The 18,839-nt window shown below is 73.4% G+C and carries 18 protein-coding genes and 1 pseudogene; 8 read left to right on the forward strand and 11 right to left on the reverse strand.

Annotation, left to right across the window (positions count from 1 at the left end):
- Window positions 1-23 precede the first annotated feature (23 nt).
- Entirely contained in the window at window positions 24-1,571 is a 1,548-nt protein-coding gene (locus tag ACZ3ZE_RS22205) for an ATP-dependent DNA ligase (protein WP_361172237.1), read from the forward strand.
- 45 nt (window positions 1,572-1,616) lie between these two features.
- On the opposite strand, the gene ACZ3ZE_RS22210 is transcribed toward ACZ3ZE_RS22205, so the two are convergent.
- Entirely contained in the window at window positions 1,617-2,093 is a 477-nt protein-coding gene (locus ACZ3ZE_RS22210) for a DUF6328 family protein (RefSeq protein ID WP_361172869.1), read from the reverse strand.
- A gap of 173 nt (window positions 2,094-2,266) precedes the next feature.
- Here ACZ3ZE_RS22210 and ACZ3ZE_RS22215 point away from each other — a divergent pair, with 173 nt between their 5' ends.
- The 3 genes and pseudogenes from ACZ3ZE_RS22215 to ACZ3ZE_RS22225 all read left to right on the forward strand — a co-directional run.
- Window positions 2,267-2,668 (forward strand): hypothetical protein, encoded by a 402-nt coding sequence (locus ACZ3ZE_RS22215; protein WP_361172240.1) that lies wholly within the window; start codon window positions 2,267-2,269, stop codon window positions 2,666-2,668.
- A gap of 238 nt (window positions 2,669-2,906) precedes the next feature.
- The gene (locus tag ACZ3ZE_RS22220; protein WP_361627871.1) at window positions 2,907-3,695 is read left to right on the forward strand and encodes a polysaccharide deacetylase family protein; all 789 of its coding nucleotides are present in this window, start codon (window positions 2,907-2,909) and stop codon (window positions 3,693-3,695) included.
- Between the two features lie 932 nt (window positions 3,696-4,627).
- Window positions 4,628-4,717, forward strand: a pseudogene (locus tag ACZ3ZE_RS22225) (peptidase inhibitor family I36 protein); the annotation flags it as partial.
- 75 nt (window positions 4,718-4,792) lie between these two features.
- On the opposite strand, the gene ACZ3ZE_RS22230 reads toward ACZ3ZE_RS22225, so the two are convergent.
- The 8 genes from ACZ3ZE_RS22230 to ACZ3ZE_RS22265 form a co-directional block, all read right to left on the reverse strand.
- The gene (locus ACZ3ZE_RS22230) at window positions 4,793-5,521 is read right to left on the reverse strand and encodes a rod shape-determining protein (protein WP_361172250.1); all 729 of its coding nucleotides are present in this window, start codon (window positions 5,519-5,521) and stop codon (window positions 4,793-4,795) included.
- Window positions 5,522-5,624: 103 nt separating this feature from the next.
- Window positions 5,625-6,812, reverse strand: coding sequence for a globin domain-containing protein (locus tag ACZ3ZE_RS22235; protein ID WP_467260299.1), 1,188 nt, complete (start codon window positions 6,810-6,812; stop codon window positions 5,625-5,627).
- A gap of 75 nt (window positions 6,813-6,887) precedes the next feature.
- A complete protein-coding gene (locus ACZ3ZE_RS22240; protein WP_361172256.1) occupies window positions 6,888-7,334 on the reverse strand; it encodes an RrF2 family transcriptional regulator in 447 nt (148 codons plus the stop codon).
- 36 nt (window positions 7,335-7,370) lie between these two features.
- Window positions 7,371-8,165 carry a hypothetical protein gene (locus tag ACZ3ZE_RS22245; protein WP_467260302.1) on the reverse strand — a complete coding sequence of 265 codons (795 nt, stop codon included), beginning with the start codon at window positions 8,163-8,165 and terminating at the stop codon, window positions 7,371-7,373.
- A gap of 143 nt (window positions 8,166-8,308) precedes the next feature.
- On the reverse strand, window positions 8,309-8,713 hold the full coding sequence (locus ACZ3ZE_RS22250; RefSeq protein WP_361172262.1) for an SHOCT domain-containing protein: 405 nt from the start codon (window positions 8,711-8,713) through the stop codon (window positions 8,309-8,311).
- A gap of 286 nt (window positions 8,714-8,999) precedes the next feature.
- Window positions 9,000-9,455: a peroxiredoxin gene (locus ACZ3ZE_RS22255; protein WP_361172265.1), complete on the reverse strand. Its 456-nt coding sequence runs from the start codon at window positions 9,453-9,455 to the stop codon at window positions 9,000-9,002.
- Between the two features lie 82 nt (window positions 9,456-9,537).
- Window positions 9,538-10,116 (reverse strand): PadR family transcriptional regulator, encoded by a 579-nt coding sequence (locus ACZ3ZE_RS22260; RefSeq protein ID WP_467260305.1) that lies wholly within the window; start codon window positions 10,114-10,116, stop codon window positions 9,538-9,540.
- Window positions 10,117-10,137: 21 nt separating this feature from the next.
- Complete coding sequence (locus tag ACZ3ZE_RS22265; RefSeq protein ID WP_467260308.1) at window positions 10,138-11,373, reverse strand: FAD-dependent monooxygenase; 1,236 nt, start codon at window positions 11,371-11,373, stop codon at window positions 10,138-10,140.
- 177 nt (window positions 11,374-11,550) lie between these two features.
- On the opposite strand from ACZ3ZE_RS22265, the gene ACZ3ZE_RS22270 reads away from it, so the two are divergent.
- The 4 genes from ACZ3ZE_RS22270 (at window position 11,551) to ACZ3ZE_RS22285 (ending at window position 14,673) form a co-directional block, all read left to right on the forward strand.
- The gene (locus ACZ3ZE_RS22270) at window positions 11,551-12,054 is read left to right on the forward strand and encodes a TetR/AcrR family transcriptional regulator (RefSeq protein ID WP_361172872.1); all 504 of its coding nucleotides are present in this window, start codon (window positions 11,551-11,553) and stop codon (window positions 12,052-12,054) included.
- A 123-nt stretch (window positions 12,055-12,177) separates the two neighbouring features.
- Window positions 12,178-12,663, forward strand: a complete 486-nt coding sequence (locus tag ACZ3ZE_RS22275) for an SRPBCC family protein (protein ID WP_361172274.1) — start codon at window positions 12,178-12,180, stop codon at window positions 12,661-12,663.
- Window positions 12,664-12,973: 310 nt separating this feature from the next.
- On the forward strand, window positions 12,974-14,317 hold the full coding sequence (locus tag ACZ3ZE_RS22280; RefSeq protein ID WP_467260311.1) for a L,D-transpeptidase: 1,344 nt from the start codon (window positions 12,974-12,976) through the stop codon (window positions 14,315-14,317).
- A 38-nt stretch (window positions 14,318-14,355) separates the two neighbouring features.
- Window positions 14,356-14,673 (forward strand): CU044_2847 family protein, encoded by a 318-nt coding sequence (locus tag ACZ3ZE_RS22285; RefSeq protein WP_361172280.1) that lies wholly within the window; start codon window positions 14,356-14,358, stop codon window positions 14,671-14,673.
- A gap of 82 nt (window positions 14,674-14,755) precedes the next feature.
- Here the strand turns inward: ACZ3ZE_RS22285 and ACZ3ZE_RS22290 are convergent, their stop codons facing one another.
- On the reverse strand, window positions 14,756-17,278 hold the full coding sequence (locus ACZ3ZE_RS22290) for an ATP-dependent Clp protease ATP-binding subunit (protein WP_467260313.1): 2,523 nt from the start codon (window positions 17,276-17,278) through the stop codon (window positions 14,756-14,758).
- Window positions 17,279-17,408: 130 nt separating this feature from the next.
- Complete coding sequence (locus ACZ3ZE_RS22295; RefSeq protein WP_467260316.1) at window positions 17,409-18,821, reverse strand: threonine/serine exporter family protein; 1,413 nt, start codon at window positions 18,819-18,821, stop codon at window positions 17,409-17,411.
- Window positions 18,822-18,839 lie beyond the last annotated feature (18 nt).

Consider the following 18,839-nt stretch of genomic DNA (forward strand, 5'->3'; position numbering starts at 1 on the left):
TCGGGCGCGGGCACGATGGGCGCATGTTGCTGGCCCGGGTCGCGGAGGTGTCGGGGGAGGTCGCGGCCGCCTCGGCGCGGTCGCGGAAGATCGGTCTGCTGGCCGAGCTGTTCGCGGAGGCCGCGCCCGAGGAGAGCCCGCTGGTCATCGCCTATCTCTCCGGACGGCTTCCGCAGGGGCGGATCGGGGTCGGCTGGAGCGTGCTCAAGCACGTCGTCCCGCCGGCCGTCGGGCCCGCCGAGCGGCCGACGCTGACCCTCGCCGGCACCGACGCGGTGATGACAGAGGTCGCCGGGGTCTCGGGCGCGGGAGCGCAGGCGCGGCGCGGTGAGCTGGTGCGGGGACTCATGGCGGCCGCCACCCTCGCCGAGCAGGAGTTCCTGATCCGGCTGCTGTCCGGGGAGGTGCGTCAGGGCGCTCTGGACGCCATCGCCCTGGAAGGGGTCGCACGGGCCGCCGGGGTGGCGCCGGAGGAGCTGCGGCGGGCCGTCATGCTCGAAGGTTCGCTGCCGCGGGTCGCGAGCGCGGTGCTCGCCGAGGGTGCCGCCGTGCTCGGCACGTTCACGCTGCGGGTCGGCAGTCCGGTGCAGCCGATGCTCGCCCACACCGCGGGCAGCGTGACGGAGGCTGTCGCCGCGCTGGGGCCCTGCGTCGTGGAGGAGAAGCTGGACGGCATCCGGATCCAGGTCCACCGCCTCGGCGACGAGGTCCGGGTGTTCACCCGCTCCCTCGACGACATCACCGACCGGCTCCCCGAGGTCGTGGGCGTCGCCCTGGAGACGCGCGGCGACGGGCTCGTCCTGGACGGCGAGGTCATCGCGGTCGACCCCGCGACCGGGCGGCCGATGCCGTTCCAGGACATCGCCTCCCGGGTCGGTTCCCGCGTCGACGTGGCCGGCGCGCGGGCCGGGCTGCCGCTGTCGCCCGTCTTCTTCGACGTGCTCGCGGCGGACGGCCGGGTGCTCGTCGACCTGCCGGGGGAGGAGCGTCACCGGGTGCTCGCCCGGTTGCTGCCCGAGTCGCTGCGGGTGTGCCGCAGCGTCGTCGCCGACCCCGGGGAGCCCGGCGCGGCCGAGACGGCCGAGCGGTTCTTCCGGGACACGCTCGCCCGGGGCCACGAGGGCGTGCTGGTGAAGGCGCTCGACGCGCCCTACGTCGCGGGGCGCCGGGGACGCGGCTGGCTGAAGGTGAAGCCCGTGCACACCCTCGACCTGGTCGTGCTCGCCGCCGAGTGGGGTCACGGGCGGCGGACGGGGCTGCTGTCCAACCTGCATCTGGGGGCCCGGGCCGCCGACGGCACGTTCGTGATGCTGGGGAAGACCTTCAAGGGGCTCACGGACGAGATGCTCCGCCTGCAGACCGGGCGGCTCGGTGAACTGGCCGTGTCCGACGACGGGTTCACCGTACGGGTGCGGCCCGAGTTCGTCGTGGAGGTCGCCTACGACGGGCTCCAGCGCTCGACCCGCTACCCGGCCGGGGTGACCCTGCGCTTCGCCCGAGTCCTGCGCCACCGCCCCGACAAGAGCGCGGCTGAGGCCGACACCGTGGAACGGGTCCTCGCGGGCGACTGAGCCGTGTCCGCCGTGCCCGCCGGACCCGCCGGACCCGCCGTGCGGTCAGTCGTGGTCCGACGTGTGGCGGCGGCGCACCCAGAGCGGCAGGACGAACCAGCACAGCACGTACCAGGCGAACAGGCTCCCGACGAGCCAGGGCACGTACGCGCCTCCGGTCGCCACCCGGAGCACCAGCAACAAGGCCGCGGTCAGGGTCGCGAGGAGCAGCACGAGCCCGATGAGGATCAGCCGCGAGGTCCAGGCCACCGCCCGGGGCTTCAGGCGCCGGCCGGCGACCATCCGGTGGAAGGAGACCGGTCCGATCAGCGCGCCGATCGCGGCGGCGGAGAGCGAGATGGTGACCACGTAGATCGTCCGGTCGGTGTCGGAGAGTTCCGCGAAGCGGGGCGTGAAGACGACCGTGAGCAGGAAACCGAAGAAGATCTGCACGCCCGTCTGGGCGACCCGGATCTCCTGCATCAGCTCGCCCCAGCGCCGGTCCGCCCGTTCCTCGGGCGTCTCGTTACGCCCGCGGACCAGCCCGTCGTGGTCCTGCCGGGCCGGTTCCGCCGGCCCAGTAGGCTCCGTTGGCCCCACCGGTCCAGTCGGTCCCGCAGATCCGGGCGATCCTTCCGATGGTCCGGCCACGTGTCCTCCCGTGTCACTCCCCCTCCACCGTGGCACGAACCTCGCGGGATGCCCTGCCGGGAGGCATGCTGGAAGCGGGACAGGAGGAGATGAGCGACGTGTACGACTTGCACATCGACACCGATGTCACCGTGCAGCTGAGCGACTGCTGCCGGGAGGACGCCCAGGCCGTCTTCGAGGTTCTCGACCACGCCTACCAGGTCGAGGACACGACGGCACCGGGCCCCAAGGCGGCCGCCGGGCCCGCCACCACCGTCTGGATGGCCACCTTCGACACGGCGGGCGGCCGGCACGAGGAGATGCCGCCGGTCAGGCTGAGCTCCATGGTCGGCGCCACCCTCACCGGCGGTTACCACGCCGTCGACGAGGTCGAGAAGGTGCTGGCGCGCAACTTCGCCATCCAGTCCCTCCAATCCGTCTCCGGCGACCAGGAGACCGAGGCGCGGATCCTCCTCGCCTCCCGGTGACCCACTGACCTGATGGCCTCGTGACTCGATGACCCCGTGACCCCCCGGGCGGAGCGGACGGGCGCCGCCCGGGGTCGTCGTGTGCCTGAGGGGGCGCGCACCTGCCCGGAGCAGGGCAGGACCCCCCTCGACAGGGCAGCTATACACCGTGTGTAGAGTTCTGGCTGTGCCGCAGGGCCCCGCCGTGACCAGCGTGGGCCCCGGTACTCGAACCATCATCGGGGAAAGCGGGTTGAACATGTTCCGAACCACGTCGGGCCGCCGCCGAGGGCCGACCGTCGCCCTTCTCGCCGCGGCCTCGCTGGTCCTCACTCTCGCCGGCTGCTCCGCCGACACGGTCACCCCCGGTGACGCGCGTGGCGGCGCCGCTGCGGACCTCAAGGGCGCGGCTACGGCCGGCGGCGTGGACTGCGACAAGGTCAAGTGCATCGCGCTGACCTTCGACGCGGGGCCGGGCAAGGACACGCCCCACCTGCTGGACGTGCTCAAGGAGAAGAAGGTCCACGCCACCTTCTTCCTCCTCGGCAAGAAGCACGTCGAGCGCTACCCCCAGGTCGTCAAGCGGATCTCGGACGAGGGGCACGAGGTCGCCAACCACACCTGGTCCCACGAGATCCTCACCGACCTGGACGCCTCCCAGGTCCGCGAGGAGCTCTCACGCACGCAGGACGCGATAGCCAAGATCACCGGCCGCAAGCCCACCCTCATGCGCCCGCCGCAGGGCCGCACCGACGACACCGTCGCCGAGGTGAGCCGCGAACTCGGTCTCGCCCAGATCCTGTGGAGCATCACGGCCAAGGACTACTCCACCACCGACTCCGCGCTCATCCGCAAGCGCGTCCTGGAGCAGGCGCACCGGGACGGGATCATCCTGCTCCACGACATCTACGACGGCACCGTCCCCGCAGTGCCCGGGATCATCGACGAGCTGAAGCGCCAGGGCTACACCTTCGTGACCGTGCCCGAGCTGCTCGCCCCCGGGAAGGCCGAGCCCGGCGCCGTCTACCGCCCCGAGAAGGACGACTGACCCGCCCGGAGTGGCTGAACGGGTGCCAAACGGGTGATTTGACTCACATGTGGCGCAGGGGACACCCCGGAACAATGCGGGGAGGTTTACCGTTCATCAGTATGTGACGGTGAAGGGGTCCGGCGCCCTAGGTCCCCCCCAAGAGGCGGCCGCCCTTCTCTTGTCACGGCAAACAGCCCCGGTTGGAATCCCCCGTCCAACCGGGGCTTTGTCGTGGGCGCCGCACGCGCCGTGAACGCCCCTCCGGCGGCGCGCGCTCCGGCGCGTCCTACCCCTTCGAGTGAGTCGCGCGGACCCCTCGCATGGCCGGTCCGGCACCGGGCATTGATCGCCACGAACGGTGGCGACCACGCCGCCGGACCACGCCGATCAAACCCGCCACCAGGGGGAACCTCTTGCGTCACGGAACCCGCCGCGCACTCGTGACGGCCGCCGCCGCCCTCGTTCTGGCCGGCTGCGCCACCGTCCGGCCCGGCCCTGCCGGACCGCCCGTCGGCACCACACGGCTGGAGCAGGACCGGCTCCTCAAGGCCGCCGAGCAGAGCCTCGTCGTCGACTGCCTCGGCGACCGCGGCCTCACCCTCCCGTCCAGGGCGCGCGCTCCCGCCGAGGACCGCCGGCTCCAGGCCGCGCTCTTCGGCAGCGACCCGCGTGAACTGTCCCTGACCCTCGCCAGCGGGCTCACCGTCACGGCCAACAGCGACGGCTGCGTCGCCACGGCCCGCGCGAGCCTCTACGGCGACCAGATCCGCTGGTTCCACGCCCAGGTCACCGTCGACAACCTGCGCGCCGAGGCCCAGGCCCGGATGAAGGACGACCCCGCCCACCAGGCCGCCGTCGACCGCTGGACCCGGTGCGCCGCACCCGAGGGCGGGCCGCGCCAGGGGCGCCCCGACCCGGCCCTCGCCGACCGCTGCTCCCGCGAGAGCGGGACCGTCTGTCTCGCCCCCGGCCAGGAGGTCGGGTACAACGGCGCGGCCAACGACCGGGGTGACTCCCACATCTGGGCCGCCGGCTGCTGACCCCGGACGCGCGTGCGCGCCCCGTCCCACCGGACGTACCAGGGGATGCGGGGGCGCGTCGGCGGGACCGGACGGTCAGCGCCCGCCCGGGTGCCGCAGCGCCGAGGAGAGCAGCAGGCCCGCGCCACGTACGGTGCTCGTGGCCGGGTCGTTCGCCAGCCGCAGCCGGACGCCGAGGCGCAGGGCGAGGCGGCTCGTCAGGTCGAGACGCAGCGCGCCGCCCCCGGTGACGAGGACGCCCCGGCCCAGCGCCCCGCGGACCGCGCCCGTGGAGTCCCGCCGCCACAGGTCCCGCACCATCTCCGCGGCCGCGGAGACCACGGCGTCCGCCGAGCCGCCCGCCTCCGTGAGGTCGTCGAGGCCGACCTCGGCCTGCCGGGCGTCCTGGACCATGCCGTCGACGAGGAGGGTGACCTCGGTGAGCTCCGCCCCCAGGTCGGCCACGAGCAGCGGGCCGCCGCCCGAGGGGCCCGCGTAGGCCGCCGCGGCACGGGCGCTGTTCACCGAGACGACCCGCGCGGCGCCGAGCCCGGCCACCATCCGGCGGGTCTCCTCCCGCTCCGCCGGGCCGGCGAGGACCGGGTGGCAGAGCATCACGACGGTCTCGTCCATCGCGCCGCCGAACGCCGAGTCCGCGACCTCCCGGAGCAGCCGCTGGTGCGGGGTGGCGTCGGTGACGCGCCCGCGCCGGACCGGGCCGCTGGGCACGTCCGCGACGACACCCGCGCCGGGCGCCCACACCCGGGTGCGGGAGCTGCCGATGTCCAGGGCGAGTCCGTGAACCGCCTTCTGCGCCGTACCCATTCGCCCGCTCCTGCCACTGATCATGAGGTGATTTAGCGGCATCACTATGCAATATCCCGGGCGGAAACACCATGGCCCATCGGATTGCAGGCGATGTGGCCGGTCAGGCCTCGGTGCCCAGCCACAGGTCGGGCCCGAACACCTCGTAGTGCACGGCCGCCGGGGCGATGCCCCGGGCGAGCAGGTCGCCGCGCACCGCGCGCATGAAGGGCAGCGGGCCGCAGAGGTACGCGGTGACGTCCTCCGGCAGGTCCAGCGTCGAGACCTGGGCCCGGCCGCGCCCCGCCTCCTCGGTGCCCGGCTCCTCGTACCAGAGGTGCAGCGAGCCCTGCGGCAGGGCCTCGACGAGGCGGCGCAGCTCCTCGCGGTGCGCGTGGCTCCCGGGCGTGCGGTCGGCGTGGACCACGGTCACCGGGCGCTGCGAACCGGTGGTCACGAGGTGGTCGAGCATCGCCAGCATGGGCGTCGAGCCGATGCCGGCGGAGGCCAGCAGCAGCGGCGCGTCGCCCTCGGGCAGGACGAGGTCGCCGAACGGGGCCGACACGGTGACCCGGTCGCCGACTCCGGCGTGCGTGTGCAGCCAGGACGAGACCTCGCCGGCCGGATCGCCCTCGATGCGCTTGACGGTGATCCGCCATTCGGGTCGGCCGGGCGCGGCCGAGAGGCTGTACTGGCGGATCTGCCGGGCGCCGTCCGGGAGCGCGACCTGGACGCTGACGTACTGGCCGGGCCGGAAGCCGCCGGCCGGACGCCCGTCGACGGGGCGCAGCACGAGGGAGACGGTGTCAGGGGTCTCGGCGCGGCGCTCCGCGATCTCCATCGGCTGCCACACCTGCCCCTCCGCGACGCCCTGCTCCTGGTAGAGGCGGGCCTCGATGGCGATCAGGGCGTTGGCCATCAGCCAGTACACCTCGTCCCAGGCGCGTGCGACCTCAGGGGTCACGGCGTCGCCGAGCACGGACACGATGGCGGCGAAGAGGTGCTCGTGGACCACCTTGTACTGCGCGGAGGTGACGCCCAGCGAGGCGTGCTTGTGCGCGATCCGCGAGAGCATCACGTCCGGGCGGGCCTCGGGCCGCGCGAGCAGCGCCCCGGCGAAGGCGGCTATGGAGCCGGCCAGGGCCTTCCGCTGGTCGCCGGTGGCCTGGTTGCCGCGGTTGAAGAGGTCCCGCAGCAGCTCAGGGTGGGCGGTGAACAGCCCCGCGTAGAACCGTTCGGTGATCTCGTCGAGCGCTCCCCCGACGACGGGGAGGGTGGCCCGGACGACCGGGGTGGCCTGCTCGGACAGCATGACGACTCCATATTTGGTAGATGATCTGCGTATTTAAAACGGTGCGGAAACCCCGCGTGGCGCGCGGGGGTGCCGTCAGTCGGCGGGACGGCTCGTGGACAGGGCGATGAGCACCGGTCCGGTGGGGGAATCGACCAGATCCGCGACGGTGAGCGGGTCGAGGGTGCGGTAGAAGGCCTCCTGCGCCTCGCGCAGCGCGCCGCGCAGCCGGCATGCCGTACGCAGCGGGCACGGTGGATCGCCCTCGCAGGCGACGACCTCCTCCTCGCCCTCCAGCGTCCTGGCGAGCCAGCCCACCGAGGAGCGCCGGCCGAGATCGGTCAGCGTCAGCCCGCCGCCCCGGCCGCGTCGCGCCTCGACCACGCCGAGATGCTGGAGGCGCGTGACCACCTTCGCCATGTGGGCGTAGGGGACGGCCATGGAATCCGCCACCTCGCGCGTGGTGGGGGTGTCGTCCTGCCTGGAGACCGCCAGACGCATCACGGCACGCAGCGCCAGGTCGGTGAATTTGGTCAACCGCACGGAACGACCGTATCAAAGGCGCATTTCTCATACGTATTAAGGGGGTGGCTTCCGGTCCTTCCGCCCGTGGCGCCGCCACGTCCACCAGCCGCCGACCGCCATCGACGCAGTGAACAGCGTGACGCCGAGGACCGGCCATTTCCGGTCGGCGATCCGGGCGTCGGTGAACACGACCACCGCGAGTGCCACCAGCGGAACGAGCAGGGACAGCGCGGCACGCACCGAGGCCGTCACCACCGCGGGGGAGAGCCGGCCGCTGCGGCGCGGAAGCCGCGCGCCGGAGTAGAAGAGCGTCGCCCGGTCCGCGACCCGGGCCGTGCCGCGGTGGTACGAGAAGGCCAGGTACGGCAGCCACACCAGCGGGGCCGCCAGACCGACCAGGAACACGGCGCCGACCAGCGCCCACTGGCCGATCCGTACGAGAAGCCCGGTCCCGCCGCCGTCCGAGGGGGTGACGAGCCCGAGCAGCCGCGCCATCCGCATGACCAGTTCCCACAGGGCGGCGAACCGCGCCGGCCGTCCCGCGGCCGGGGGCTGCGGGGCGGCCAGTCCGGCCCGCGCGGCGTCGGTGTCCTCGTACACCCCCTGGAGGACCAGCAGTTCGGCGGTCCGCTCGTCGTCGGCCGGATCCCGGCCTTCGAGGGCCGCCAGCTCCAGCAACATCCGCGCCTGCGAGAGGAGCGCCGCGCAGAACGCGACCGGGATGAACACCAGGAACGGCCCGCCCACGAACGCGCCCTCCGACGTCGCCGCCCGGCTGCCGCGCGCCACGATCCTGGCGCGCAGCAGGTCCGGCGTCTCGTCGGGGTGCTCCGCGCGCAGCCGCTCCACCGTCCGGCCGGCCCCGCGGCCCAGCCGGCGGGTCGCGAAGTCGGCGAGGAGCTCCGGCAGCCGGCCCGGCTGCGCGCTCGCCGCGCGCAGCAGGGAGCGGGGGAGTTCCGCGGGCGCCTCGTGCTCCTCGCCGTTCGGTCCGGTCAGGACAGGACCTTGGCCTTCGCCCTCTCGAACTCCTCGTCCGTGATGGCTCCCTTGTCCTTCAGCTCCGACAGGCGCGCGAGTTCGTCCACGCTGCCGCCCGTGCCGCCGCCCGGCGAGGTTCCCGCGGTCTTGCGGATGTAGTCCTGGAACGCCGCCTCGCTCGCCTGAGCCTGCTTGAGGTCGCGCTTCCCCATCCCCTTGCCGCGTGCGATGACGTAGATCAGAACGCCCAGGTAGGGCACCAGGATGCAGAGGATCATCCAGCCCGCCTTGCCCCAGCCGCTGAGGTCGTGGTCGCGGAAGATGTCCGTGATGACCTTGAACAGCAGGAAGAGCCACATGATCCAGAGGAAGAACCAGAGCATGGTCCAGAAGAGATTGAGCAGAGGGTAGTCGTCCATGCCTGCACTCCGTTTCCCGTCGACCTCGAACGGCCCGACGTGGAAGCGAGTCTTGTCGACCCCGCGCGGTCCCGCATGTCGTGGCCGCCCCGGGGTGCGGGCCCGCCGAGGCCGTGTTCGGATGAGCGGGCGCACGCGAACGGCGCTCGCACACGAGGGAGTCATAGGGGACCGGTGGAATGTCTGGTGTTTGCCTCTGCTCGGCGTCTGACGATGCGCGCCCCGTGATGCTCGCCCCGTGATTCGGACCGCATGATGCGCGCCGTGGGGCGCGGGACGCGCGGGCTCAGCGCCCGCGCGCCCGGAGCGCCGCGAGCGCGCGGTCCGCGTGGGCGCTCATCCGCAGCTCGCTACGCACGACCTCCAGCACCTTCCGGTCCTGGTCGATCACGAACGTGACCCGCTTCGTCGGCGCCAGCGAGAAGCCCCGCTTCACCCCGAACCGGTCCCGGACGGCACCCGTGGGATCGGAGAGCAGGGGATAGCCGAGCGAGTGGCGCTCGGCGAACTCCTGCTGCCGCTCCACCTCGTCCGTGCTGATGCCGACGGGCCCGGCCCCGACCGCGCGGAACTCGCCCGCCAGGTCGCGGAAATGGCAGGCCTCGGCCGTGCACCCGGGGGTGAGCGCGGCCGGGTAGAAGAAGAGGACGACCGGCCCCTCGGCCAGCAGGCCCGAGAGGGAGCGGGGCGTCCCCGTTTCATCCGGAAGAGTGAAGTCCTCGACGATGTCACCGACGTTCATGCGCAGCGACGCTACCGCACGGTAGCCACGCACGTCACCGCGCACGTCACCGCGCACGTCACCGCGCACATCACGGGGCACGTCACCGGGCCTGGCGCACCGGGGACGAGGCCTCGCGCTCGGCGAGGACCGTCAGGACCCGCTCGCCCCAGCGCACGTTCTCCTCCTCGAAGGCCCGGCCGCGCATCAGTGTGAGGTACGGGCCGACCCGCTCGGCCTCGCGCAGATAGGTCTCCTCGTCGCGACCGTCCAGCAGCCACTCCCGCAGCCGCTCGTAGCGCGCGATCTTGCCGCGGGCCCACTCCATCCGCTCCCGCACGTGCTGCCGCACCGCCGCCGTGTCGCCCTCGTCGCAGGCCTGCACCTGCACCATGAGCTCGTCGCGGACCGCCGTCGGCTTCGGCGGGTGCGAGGTGTAGGCGACGAGGTCCTGGCGGCCCGCCTCGGTGAGGGTGAACATGCGCTTGTTGGGGCGCCGTTCCTGCTGCACCACGCGGGCCGCGATCAGGCCGGCCTCGGAGAGCCGGTCCAGCTCCCGGTAGAGCTGCTGCGGAGTGGCCGCCCAGAAGTTGGCCACGGAGACGTCGAAGAGCTTGGCCAGGTCGTATCCGGACGCCTCGCCCTCCAAAAGGGCCGCCAGGACCGCGTGCTTGAGAGACATCCGGACAAACTAGCAGTTCGTTCAATAGTTTCCTCTGCACCTATTCTCCGGTGAAAGCCCTGGTGAGAGGGGCGGGGTCCAGTCGGCGTGGCGAAGGATCATCCGCAGGGCGACGCCCGAAGGGGTCAGGCGCAGAAGGGCGTTGCGCAGGGGTACGGCGAGCGGGTGGGCGAGCTGCTGCCCCATCCGCCCGGCCTGCCGGGCCGCGGCGGCCACGGCCGTGGTGCGCGGGCGCCGTTCGGTGTCGTACCGGGCGAGCGCGGCCGTCACCCCCGGCTCGGTGTCGAGCGCCGCGGCCAGGACCACGGCGTCCTCCAGCGCCTGGCAGGCGCCCTGGCCGAGGTTCGGGGTCATGGCGTGCGCGGCGTCGCCGAGGAGGACCACCCGTCCGGCGACGAACGACGGCAGAGGAGTGGCCAGTTCGGCGATGTCGTGGTGGAGGACGGCCTCGGGCTGGGTCGCGGCGAGGAGTCCGGGGACCGGCGCGTGCCAGCCGGCGAAGCGCCTTCGCAGCACGGCGAGCGGGTCCTCGTGCCGTACCCCGGCGGGGGAGTTGAGCACCGCGTGCCATTCCGCGCGCCCGTCGGCGAAGGCGATGTGCCCGAACTCGGCGCCGTGTCCCCAGGTGAGCTCGAAGTCGGTACGCAGGTCCACGGGCCGCTCGGTGACCGCCCGCAGCACCGTCGAACCGCTGTGCACCGGGCCCGGGTGGCCGGGGAACAGGGCGCTGCGCAGCCGGCTGCCGACGCCGTCGGCGGCGACCACCAGATCCGCCTCCAAGGAGCCGTCCGGACCGGCCTCCCCCCGACGGGTACCCGCCGCCTCCGCCGTATACGTGAGTCGCGCCCTGCCGTCCTCCCCAGGGGGGATCACCCCCGTCGCGGTCACTCCCGTACGCACCGTCCCGGGCGGCAGCGCGCCGCGCAGCAGGCGGTGGAGTTCGGCGCGCGGGATGCCCACGATGGGGGAGCCGAGGGCGCGTTCCAGCGCGGCGCCGTCCATCCGGGCGAGCCAGGAGCCGCGCGGGGTGCGGGTGCCTCCCGTGTACTGGCCGCGCCCGGCGGCCCGTACGGCGGCGCCGAGCCCCAGGGCGTCGAGCGCGCGGATGCCGTTCGCCGCCAGGGAGATCCCGGCCCCCGCGTCGGTGAGGACGGGCGCGCGGTCCACGACTCGCACCTCCCAGCCGACGCGGCGGAGTCCGATCGCGGCGGCCAGCCCCCCGATGCCCGCGCCGACGACGACAGCGGTGTGTCCCATGGTGCGCCCTCACTCCCGTACGGCCGCCTTCTACATCTGTAGAAGACGATGACCGGAGCGTAGCGCTGCCCTCTACAGGTGTAGAAAGAGGGGGTGACTTCCGCATCCCCGGCGCCCGCCCCCGCCCGCCGCACCGTGCTCGCCGACGCCGCCCTCGACGTCCTCGCCGACGCGGGCATGCGCGGCCTCACCCACCGGGCCGTGGACGCCGCCGCCGGGCTGCCGACGGGGACCACCTCCGCGTACTTCCGCACCCGATCCGCCCTGCTCACCGGCCTGGTCCTGCGGCTCGTCGAGCTGGACCAGGCCGAGCTGCGGGCCGCCGCGGAGAACGCCCCCGCGCTCCGTACCCCCGCCGATCTGGTCCACGGCCTCGCCGTGCTCGTCGCCACGCGCACGAGCGGGGAGGGGCGCCGGCGCTCCCTGGCCCGCTACGCCTGTGTCCTGGAGAGCGTGCGCGACCCCGAGCTGCGCGCGATCCTGGTGCCGAGGAGGAATCCCGGGCGCGAGGCGGTACGGAGCTTCCTCGCCGCCCATGGCGTGACGGACCCCGAAGCACGCACCCTCACCCTGCTCGCCTGCGTGGACGGCCTGGTCCTGGACCGGGTCGTGGCCGCCGGGCGGGCGCCGGGCGCGGTGCGGGAGGAGATCGAGGGGCTCGTGGCCGCCGCGCTCCGCTGACGTGCGGCCGAATGGCTGCCCGTCGCGGTGCGACGCGGCCGGTAGCGGGAGAAGCTGCACTATCCGAAGGCCGCCCCGGTCAACGCCCCCGCCGACCTGAAGTCCGCAATGGAGCAAGCCCCGATGGACAGCAACGCGTTCGTCTACACGACGTACATCCGCACCACACCCGACGAGCTGTGGAAGGCGCTGACCGAGCCCGAGCTCACCCGCCGCTACTGGGGCGTGGCCTTCGAGACCGACTGGGCCGCCGGCTCCGCCATGGTCTGGGACGAGAACGGCCGCAGGACCACCGACCCCGAGCAGGTCGTCCTCGCCGCCGAGCCCGGCCGACGCCTCGCCTACACCTGGCACACCTTCACCCCCGCCTGGGCGGAGGCCGTACGGATCGACCCGGAGACCTACGCCCGCCTCGCCGGGGAGCGCCGCTCCAAGGTGACCTTCGGGATCGAGCCCGCCGGGGACATGGTGAAGCTCACCGTCGTCCACGACGACCTGGAGCCCGACGGCACGATCGGCGGCCTGGTGGGCGAGGGCTGGCCCGCCCTGATCTCCAGCCTGAAGTCCCTCCTGGAGACGGGCGAGGAACTGCCGGAGGTCCCTCGCTGAACCCCGGGCCCTCACCCGTCCGCCGCCCCACGGGCACGCCCCAGGTGTCCGCGGCCCGCCGGAATTCCCCCGAACGGCCCAGCGTGACGCGCCGGCGAAGACGCGTCGTCCCCGGTCGCGAGGAACCCCTCGCCTCCACCGCGACCACGCCCCGCCGACCTCCGCGCACCCCCTCGTTGGTGCTTTCGAGTCGTCTCACGGGCCTCTCCCACGCCACGCCCGGTCAGTTGATCATCTTTTCGGTCCCCGATCGGATTTGATGCACCCGTCGGACCGGATCGGCGCAGGCGAGAAGGGGTGGGTGCCCGACGTGGCGTCACGCAGCAGCATCAAGGGGTGGGGTGCGCTCTCCCTCGCGGCAGGAGCCGTCCTCACCGTCAACGCGGCCCAGCCGCCGGGCGCCGGCGCCCCCGACGCCCGGGCGGCCCCCGCTCTCGTCTCGGTCGACGCCTGCCCCGCCGGCGACGGCGGGCTGTGCGCCGTCCCCCGACGCACCCTCCTCCTCGACGGACCCAGGCCCCCGATCTCCCTCGACGGGCGCACCGCCCTCGGCCCCCTCGGCCTCGCCCTCCGCACCCCCGGACGGCTCGCCGACGTCACCGTCACCGACCACAAGGGCCACCGCGTCGCCGGAGCGGTGAGCGCCGACGGCGCCCACTGGACCAGCACCGCACCGCTCCCCGCCGACGCCCGCTACACCGCGCGCCTCGTCGTCGAGCGCGCCGACGGCGGCCGGTTCCGCCACCAGCGCGCCCGGCTCGACCTGCGTACCGGAGCGGCCCCCAAGGGCGAACGCCTCACCGCCGAATTCGGCCCCACCCGCGGAGGAGGCTCCGGCGACGCGACGTACGGCGTGGGCCAGCCGCTCACCGCCGAACTCAGCCACCCCGTGCCCGCCACCGACCCGGAGGCCCGGCGCTCCGTCGAACGGGCCCTCGACGTCCGCTCCACCCCCCGGACCGACGGCGCCTGGCACTGGGTCGGCCCCACCACCCTCCACTACCGGCCGCGCACCTACTGGCCCGCCCACGCCACCGTCCGCGTCCACAGCGCCCTCGACCGGGTCCGGGTCGCCGACGGGCTGTACGGCGCCCCCTCCGCACCGCTCACCCTCACCACCGGCGATCGCGTCGAGGCCGTCACGGACGTCACCGCGCACACCATGACCGTCTTCCGCGACGGCCGGGTGATCCGCACCATCCCGGTCACCACCGGCAAGGAGGGCTACCGCACCCGCGGCGGCATCAAGGTCGTCCTCGGCAAGGAGGCCACCGTCCGCATGCGCGGCGACTCCATCGGCATCACCCGTGGCAGCGAGGACTTCTACGACCTGAAGGTCCGCTGGGCCACCCGGGTGACGTGGAGCGGCGAGTACCTGCACGCCGCCCCCTGGTCGCTGGACGCGCAGGGCAGCGAGGACGTCAGCCACGGCTGCACCGGCATGAGCACCGAGGACGCGGCCTGGTTCTACGGCACCGTCCGCGAGGGCGACCTCGTGCGGGTGGTCCACGCCTACGGCGAGCCGATGAGCCCGTTCGACAACGGTTACGGAGACTGGAACCTCAGCTGGGCCGAGTGGCGCCGGGGCAGCGCCCTCGGTCCCGCGTCCCCCGGCGCCGGGCAGGCCTCCGGCGCGCTGCGGCCCGCCCTCTGAGCCCGGACCGGCCGCCCGCCCCGTACCGAGGAGTGACGATGACAGAGATGACCAAGGTCGAACTCGCCGACGGCATGCTGTACGTGGAGGCGGAGACGCTCGCCCCGGAGCGCGGATCCGACGAGCTGGAAGGCCTGCACGGCCGGCTGCCCGACCTGTCGGGGGTCACCGCCGCGCTGTCCTCCTTCGCGGGGCAGCTCGGCGACGCGCTGCACCAGGCCGCGCCCGACCGGGCGGTGGTGGAGTTCGGCTGCCAGCTCGGCGTGGAGGCGGGCAAGCTCACCGCGCTCGTCGTCCAGGGCACGGCCAGCGCGAACCTGAAAGTCACCCTGGAATGGACCAAGGAGCAGCGGTGAAGGCCCCGTCGGAGAACCGGTGAGAGATCCCGTACGAGATCCGACGGCGGCCCATAGGAGACTGCCGCGGGCCCCCGGCCGGCTAGGCGTCCGCCCCGGTCCGCTCCGGACTCTCGATCCGGCACACCAGCGCGTCGTTCTCGACGTCCGCGACGATCGTGTCCCCGGGGTCGGCCTCTCCGCTCAGCAGCAGCGAGGCGATCCGGTTGTCCAGCTCCGTCTGGATCGTGCGGCGCAGCGGGCGGGCGCCGAACTCCGGCTGGTGCCCGTGGGCGACGAGCAGCTTCTTCGCCGCCGTCGTCACCTCCAGGTCCAGGCCCTGGGCCTTCACCCGCCGCTTGCTCTGGTCGATCAGCAGGTCGAAGATCCGTGACAGGTCCTCCTCGCCGAGGCCGTGGAAGATGATCGTCTCGTCGATCCGGTTGAGGAACTCGGGCCGGAAGTAGTCCCGCAGGTCCTGCTTGAGGTCCTCGCGGATCTCCGACACGTCGCCGTGGTGGGCGAGGATCCGCTGGGCGCCGATGTTCGAGGTCATGATGACCACGCAGTGGCGGAAGTCGACCGTGCGGCCCTGCGCGTCGGTCAGCCGCCCGTCGTCGAGGACCTGGAGCAGCGTGTTGAACACGTCCGGGTGCGCCTTCTCCACCTCGTCGAAGAGGAGCACGCTGTACGGCTGGCGGCGCACCTTCTCGGTGAGCTGCCCGGCCTCCTCGTGGCCGACGTATCCGGGCGGGGCGCCGACCAGCCGGGAGACGGTGTGCTTCTCCTGGAACTCGCTCATGTCGAAGCGGATCAGCCGGTCCTCCTCGCCGAACAGCAGCTCCGCCAGCGCCTTGGCCAGCTCCGTCTTGCCGACACCCGTCGGGCCGAGGAACAGGAAGGAGCCCACGGGCCGCTTCGGGTCGCCCATGCCGGCCCGGTTGCGGCGCACGGCCTGGGCGATCGCCACGACGGCCTCGTCCTGGCCGACCACCCGGCTGTGCAGGGCGTCCTCCAGCTTGAGCAGCCGCTCCTTCTCGTTCTCGGTCATCTGCGCCACGGGGATGCCGGTGCGCCGGGACAGCACCTCGGCGATGTCGGCGGGCGTCACCTCCAGGACGCCCTCGCGGCGTTCCTCGATGCCCGCGAGCTCGCCCTCGACCCGGGCGATGTCCTGCTTGAGGCCGTTGGCGCGCTCGAAGTCCTCCGCGGCCACCGCCTCGTCCTTCTCGCGGCTCAGCTTGGCCAGTCTGTCCTCGCGCGCGACGGCCTCGGTGGACCGCCCGAGCGAGCGCAGCCGCACCCGGGCGCCGGTGTGGTCCATGAGGTCGATCGCCTTGTCGGGCAGGAAACGGTCCCGGACGTAGCGGTCGGAGAGCTCGGCCGCCGCCGCGAGGGCGTCGTCGCTGTAGCGCACCTGGTGGTGCGCCTCGTAACGGTCCCTCAGGCCCTCCAGGATGCCGATGGTCTCCTCGACGGTCGGCTCGGGGATCAGCACCGGCTGGAAGCGCCGCTCCAGGGCCGCGTCCTTCTCGACGTACCGCCGGTACTCGTCGATCGTCGTCGCGCCGACGACATGCAGTTCGCCGCGCGCGAGGGCCGGCTTGAGCATGTTGCCCGCGTCCATCGAGCCCTCGCCGGTGGCGCCCGCGCCGACCACGGTGTGCAGTTCGTCGATGAACAGGACCGTCGAGTCGGCGTCCTCCTTCACCTCGTCGATGACCTTCTTCAGCCGCTCCTCGAACTGGCCGCGGTACTGCGCCCCGGCGACCAGGCCCGACAGGTCGAGGGCCACGACCCGCCTGCCCTCCAGGGTGCGCGGCACCTCGCCCGCCACGATCCGCTGGGCCAGGCCCTCGACGATGGCCGTCTTGCCGACGCCCGGCTCGCCGATGAGCACCGGGTTGTTCTTCGAGCGGCGGGAGAGGATCTCCACGGTCTGCTCGATCTCCTCGGCCCGCCCGACCACCGGGTCCAGCTTGCCCGCCCGGGCCTCCTCCGTGAGGTCCCGCCCGTACTCGTCAAGCGTCGGCGTCTTCGACTCCGGCTTCGCCGCCGGCGGGGCCTCGGTACGGGCCTGCCGGTCGGCGGTGGAGCGCAGCGCCCCGACGTCCGTCCCGTACGAGCCGAGCAGCCTGGCCGCGGCGGAGGAGGGGCTGTCGAGCAGGGCGCCCAGGATGTGTTCGGGACCGATGTACGAGACCCCCGACTCCTGGGACCGTTCGAAGGCGCGCAGCAGCACCCGCTTGGCGGCCGGCGTGAGCCCCGGCTCGGCGGACGGCACACCGCTCTCGCCCGGCAGCACCTGGGCGACGGCCTCGCCGAGTTCGTCGGGGTCGGCACCCGAGCGCGCGAGCAGACCGCGGGCCGGTTCGACCTGGGTGCACGCCCACAGCAGGTGCTCGGTGTCGAGGTCGGCGCTGCCGTTCTCGGCGGCCTTGGTGGCGGCCCGGCCGAGCAGGTCACGGGCCGAGTCGGTGAGCAGCCGCCCGATCGGCACCCGCTGCACGGCCGGGGGAGAGGCCGCGGGGGACATGCCGAAGAAGCGGTTGAGCAGGTCGTTGAAGTGGTCGGAGCCACCGAACGGGTCTGAGCCGCCGAAGGATCCGAAGGGGGACATGGTCATGGAGTGCCGTCCAGATGCGTCGACTTCCGGGCAGTTCCCGTCCACTGGAACAGCAAGGGGCTCCCCTCACCCGGCGGGAGCCGGTCACGGACGGTGGCGGGGACCCCTGCGGGCCGTGGGCCGTACGGATTCAGGCCGGGCGGTCCGGCGCGGAATCCGTCGCGTCCCCTCCGCCATCCGGGTCAAGGAGTCCGGCCGGGGACGGTTCGCCGACCCGCAGCCGGGTCCTGTGCTGGAGCCCGGCACCGACCAGGACGCCCAGGGCGATCGCGGCGACCGTCACGATGGTGTTCACCAGACTGGACAGACCGCCGTCCGTGTCGCCGTCGACGATGATCTCCGAGACGCTGGTGAGCCCGACCGCGCCCGGTACGAGGAGCCAGAAACAGGGCAGGAACACCACCTGGTCCGGGGTCCTGGAGCGGCGTGCGATCCAGGAGGCCATCGGAGGCAGCAGCACCCCCGCCGCGAAGGCGCCGAAGGTGACCCCGCCCAGTTCGCCCGCCGCCGACTGCACCAGGCGCTCGGTGAGCAGGGCGCCGAGCAGCCAGCCGGTGACCCGGGGCGGCGCCGAGAAGTAGAGCAGGAAGCCGAACCCGAGGAGCAGCACCCCGGCCCACGGGGCCCAGGCGCCCAGCGCCTCGGAGGGCGGCTTGCCGATCGGCCGGGGGTGGACGAGCTCGGTGCCCACCAGGATGCCGAGCGCGAGCAGCAGCAGCACGTTGACCGCGACCGCGAGCCGGGCGATGCCCGACAGGGCGGCGCCGGTGGCCAGTTCGATCGCGCCGAGGGTCAGCGCCGCGCCCGGCAGGAAGGCGATCAGCGGCGGGATGTACAGGAGGGTGGGCTCCTCGTGCAGGAGCGGGCCCGCCCAGCGCAGCGAGACCGCGCTGACCAGGATCGCCGTGACCACCGGCAGCGCAGAGCGGCCGGCCGGCAACCGGTCCCCGAACAGGCGCAGCAGGCCGACCCCGAGGCCGAGGACGGCATAACCGACGACGGCGGCGACGGTCGCGTGCCGCATCACGCCCAGACCCACCGTGAGCAGGACGTAGCCGAGCACCGTGGTGGCCGGGCTGAACCGCTCGGGCTTCTCCCGCTCGGCCCGCAGCGCCGCCCGCACCTCCTCGAACGGCAGCTCCTCCGCGCGCAGCCGCGCCACCAGCGACTGCACCGCCTCGACCTGGTCCAGGCGCAGGTCAGGGCCCTCGACGGGGGCGAAGTCCAGCTCGCCGCCGCGCCCGTCGGGCCCGACGCCGACCCGTACGAAGAGCCCGGTCGGCACGACGAAACACCGTGCGCGCATCCCGTACCGGGCGGCGACGTCGTGGACGACGGCCTCCACCTCGGCGGTCCGCTCCCCGGCGCGCAGCAGCTCCGACCCGAGCTCGCACAGCAGCGAGGCGAACTCCCGCAGCCGCTCCCGCCCCGCGTCCTCCGCCTCCGGCAGGGTGACCGTGCCGGAAGAACGCCGGCGCGGCGGCCGGAGGGAGGCCGCCTTACGGGCGAGACCACGCACGTCAAAAGAGCGCAATTGCCGCATTCCGGAAACCTAGCAGCG

This window comes from Streptomyces sp. NPDC023157, from assembly GCF_055560575.1.

Bases quoted from the DNA above. Each gene is read 5' to 3' on its own strand.
- ACZ3ZE_RS22205 (WP_361172237.1), top strand. From the start codon at position 24: ATGTTGCTGGCCCGGGTCGCGGAGGTGTCGGGGGAGGTCGCGGCCGCC.
- ACZ3ZE_RS22215 (WP_361172240.1), top strand. From the start codon at position 2,267: ATGCTGGAAGCGGGACAGGAGGAGATGAGCGACGTGTACGACTTGCAC.
- ACZ3ZE_RS22220 (WP_361627871.1), top strand. From the start codon at position 2,907: ATGTTCCGAACCACGTCGGGCCGCCGCCGAGGGCCGACCGTCGCCCTT.
- ACZ3ZE_RS22230 (WP_361172250.1), bottom strand. From the start codon at position 5,521: ATGGGTACGGCGCAGAAGGCGGTTCACGGACTCGCCCTGGACATCGGC.
- ACZ3ZE_RS22235 (WP_467260299.1), bottom strand. From the start codon at position 6,812: ATGCTGTCCGAGCAGGCCACCCCGGTCGTCCGGGCCACCCTCCCCGTC.
- ACZ3ZE_RS22250 (WP_361172262.1), bottom strand. From the start codon at position 8,713: ATGGACGACTACCCTCTGCTCAATCTCTTCTGGACCATGCTCTGGTTC.
- ACZ3ZE_RS22255 (WP_361172265.1), bottom strand. From the start codon at position 9,455: ATGAACGTCGGTGACATCGTCGAGGACTTCACTCTTCCGGATGAAACG.
- ACZ3ZE_RS22260 (WP_467260305.1), bottom strand. From the start codon at position 10,116: ATGTCTCTCAAGCACGCGGTCCTGGCGGCCCTTTTGGAGGGCGAGGCG.
- ACZ3ZE_RS22265 (WP_467260308.1), bottom strand. From the start codon at position 11,373: ATGGGACACACCGCTGTCGTCGTCGGCGCGGGCATCGGGGGGCTGGCC.
- ACZ3ZE_RS22270 (WP_361172872.1), top strand. From the start codon at position 11,551: ATGCGCGGCCTCACCCACCGGGCCGTGGACGCCGCCGCCGGGCTGCCG.
- ACZ3ZE_RS22275 (WP_361172274.1), top strand. From the start codon at position 12,178: ATGGACAGCAACGCGTTCGTCTACACGACGTACATCCGCACCACACCC.
- ACZ3ZE_RS22285 (WP_361172280.1), top strand. From the start codon at position 14,356: ATGACAGAGATGACCAAGGTCGAACTCGCCGACGGCATGCTGTACGTG.
- ACZ3ZE_RS22290 (WP_467260313.1), bottom strand. From the start codon at position 17,278: ATGACCATGTCCCCCTTCGGATCCTTCGGCGGCTCAGACCCGTTCGGT.
- ACZ3ZE_RS22295 (WP_467260316.1), bottom strand. From the start codon at position 18,821: ATGCGGCAATTGCGCTCTTTTGACGTGCGTGGTCTCGCCCGTAAGGCG.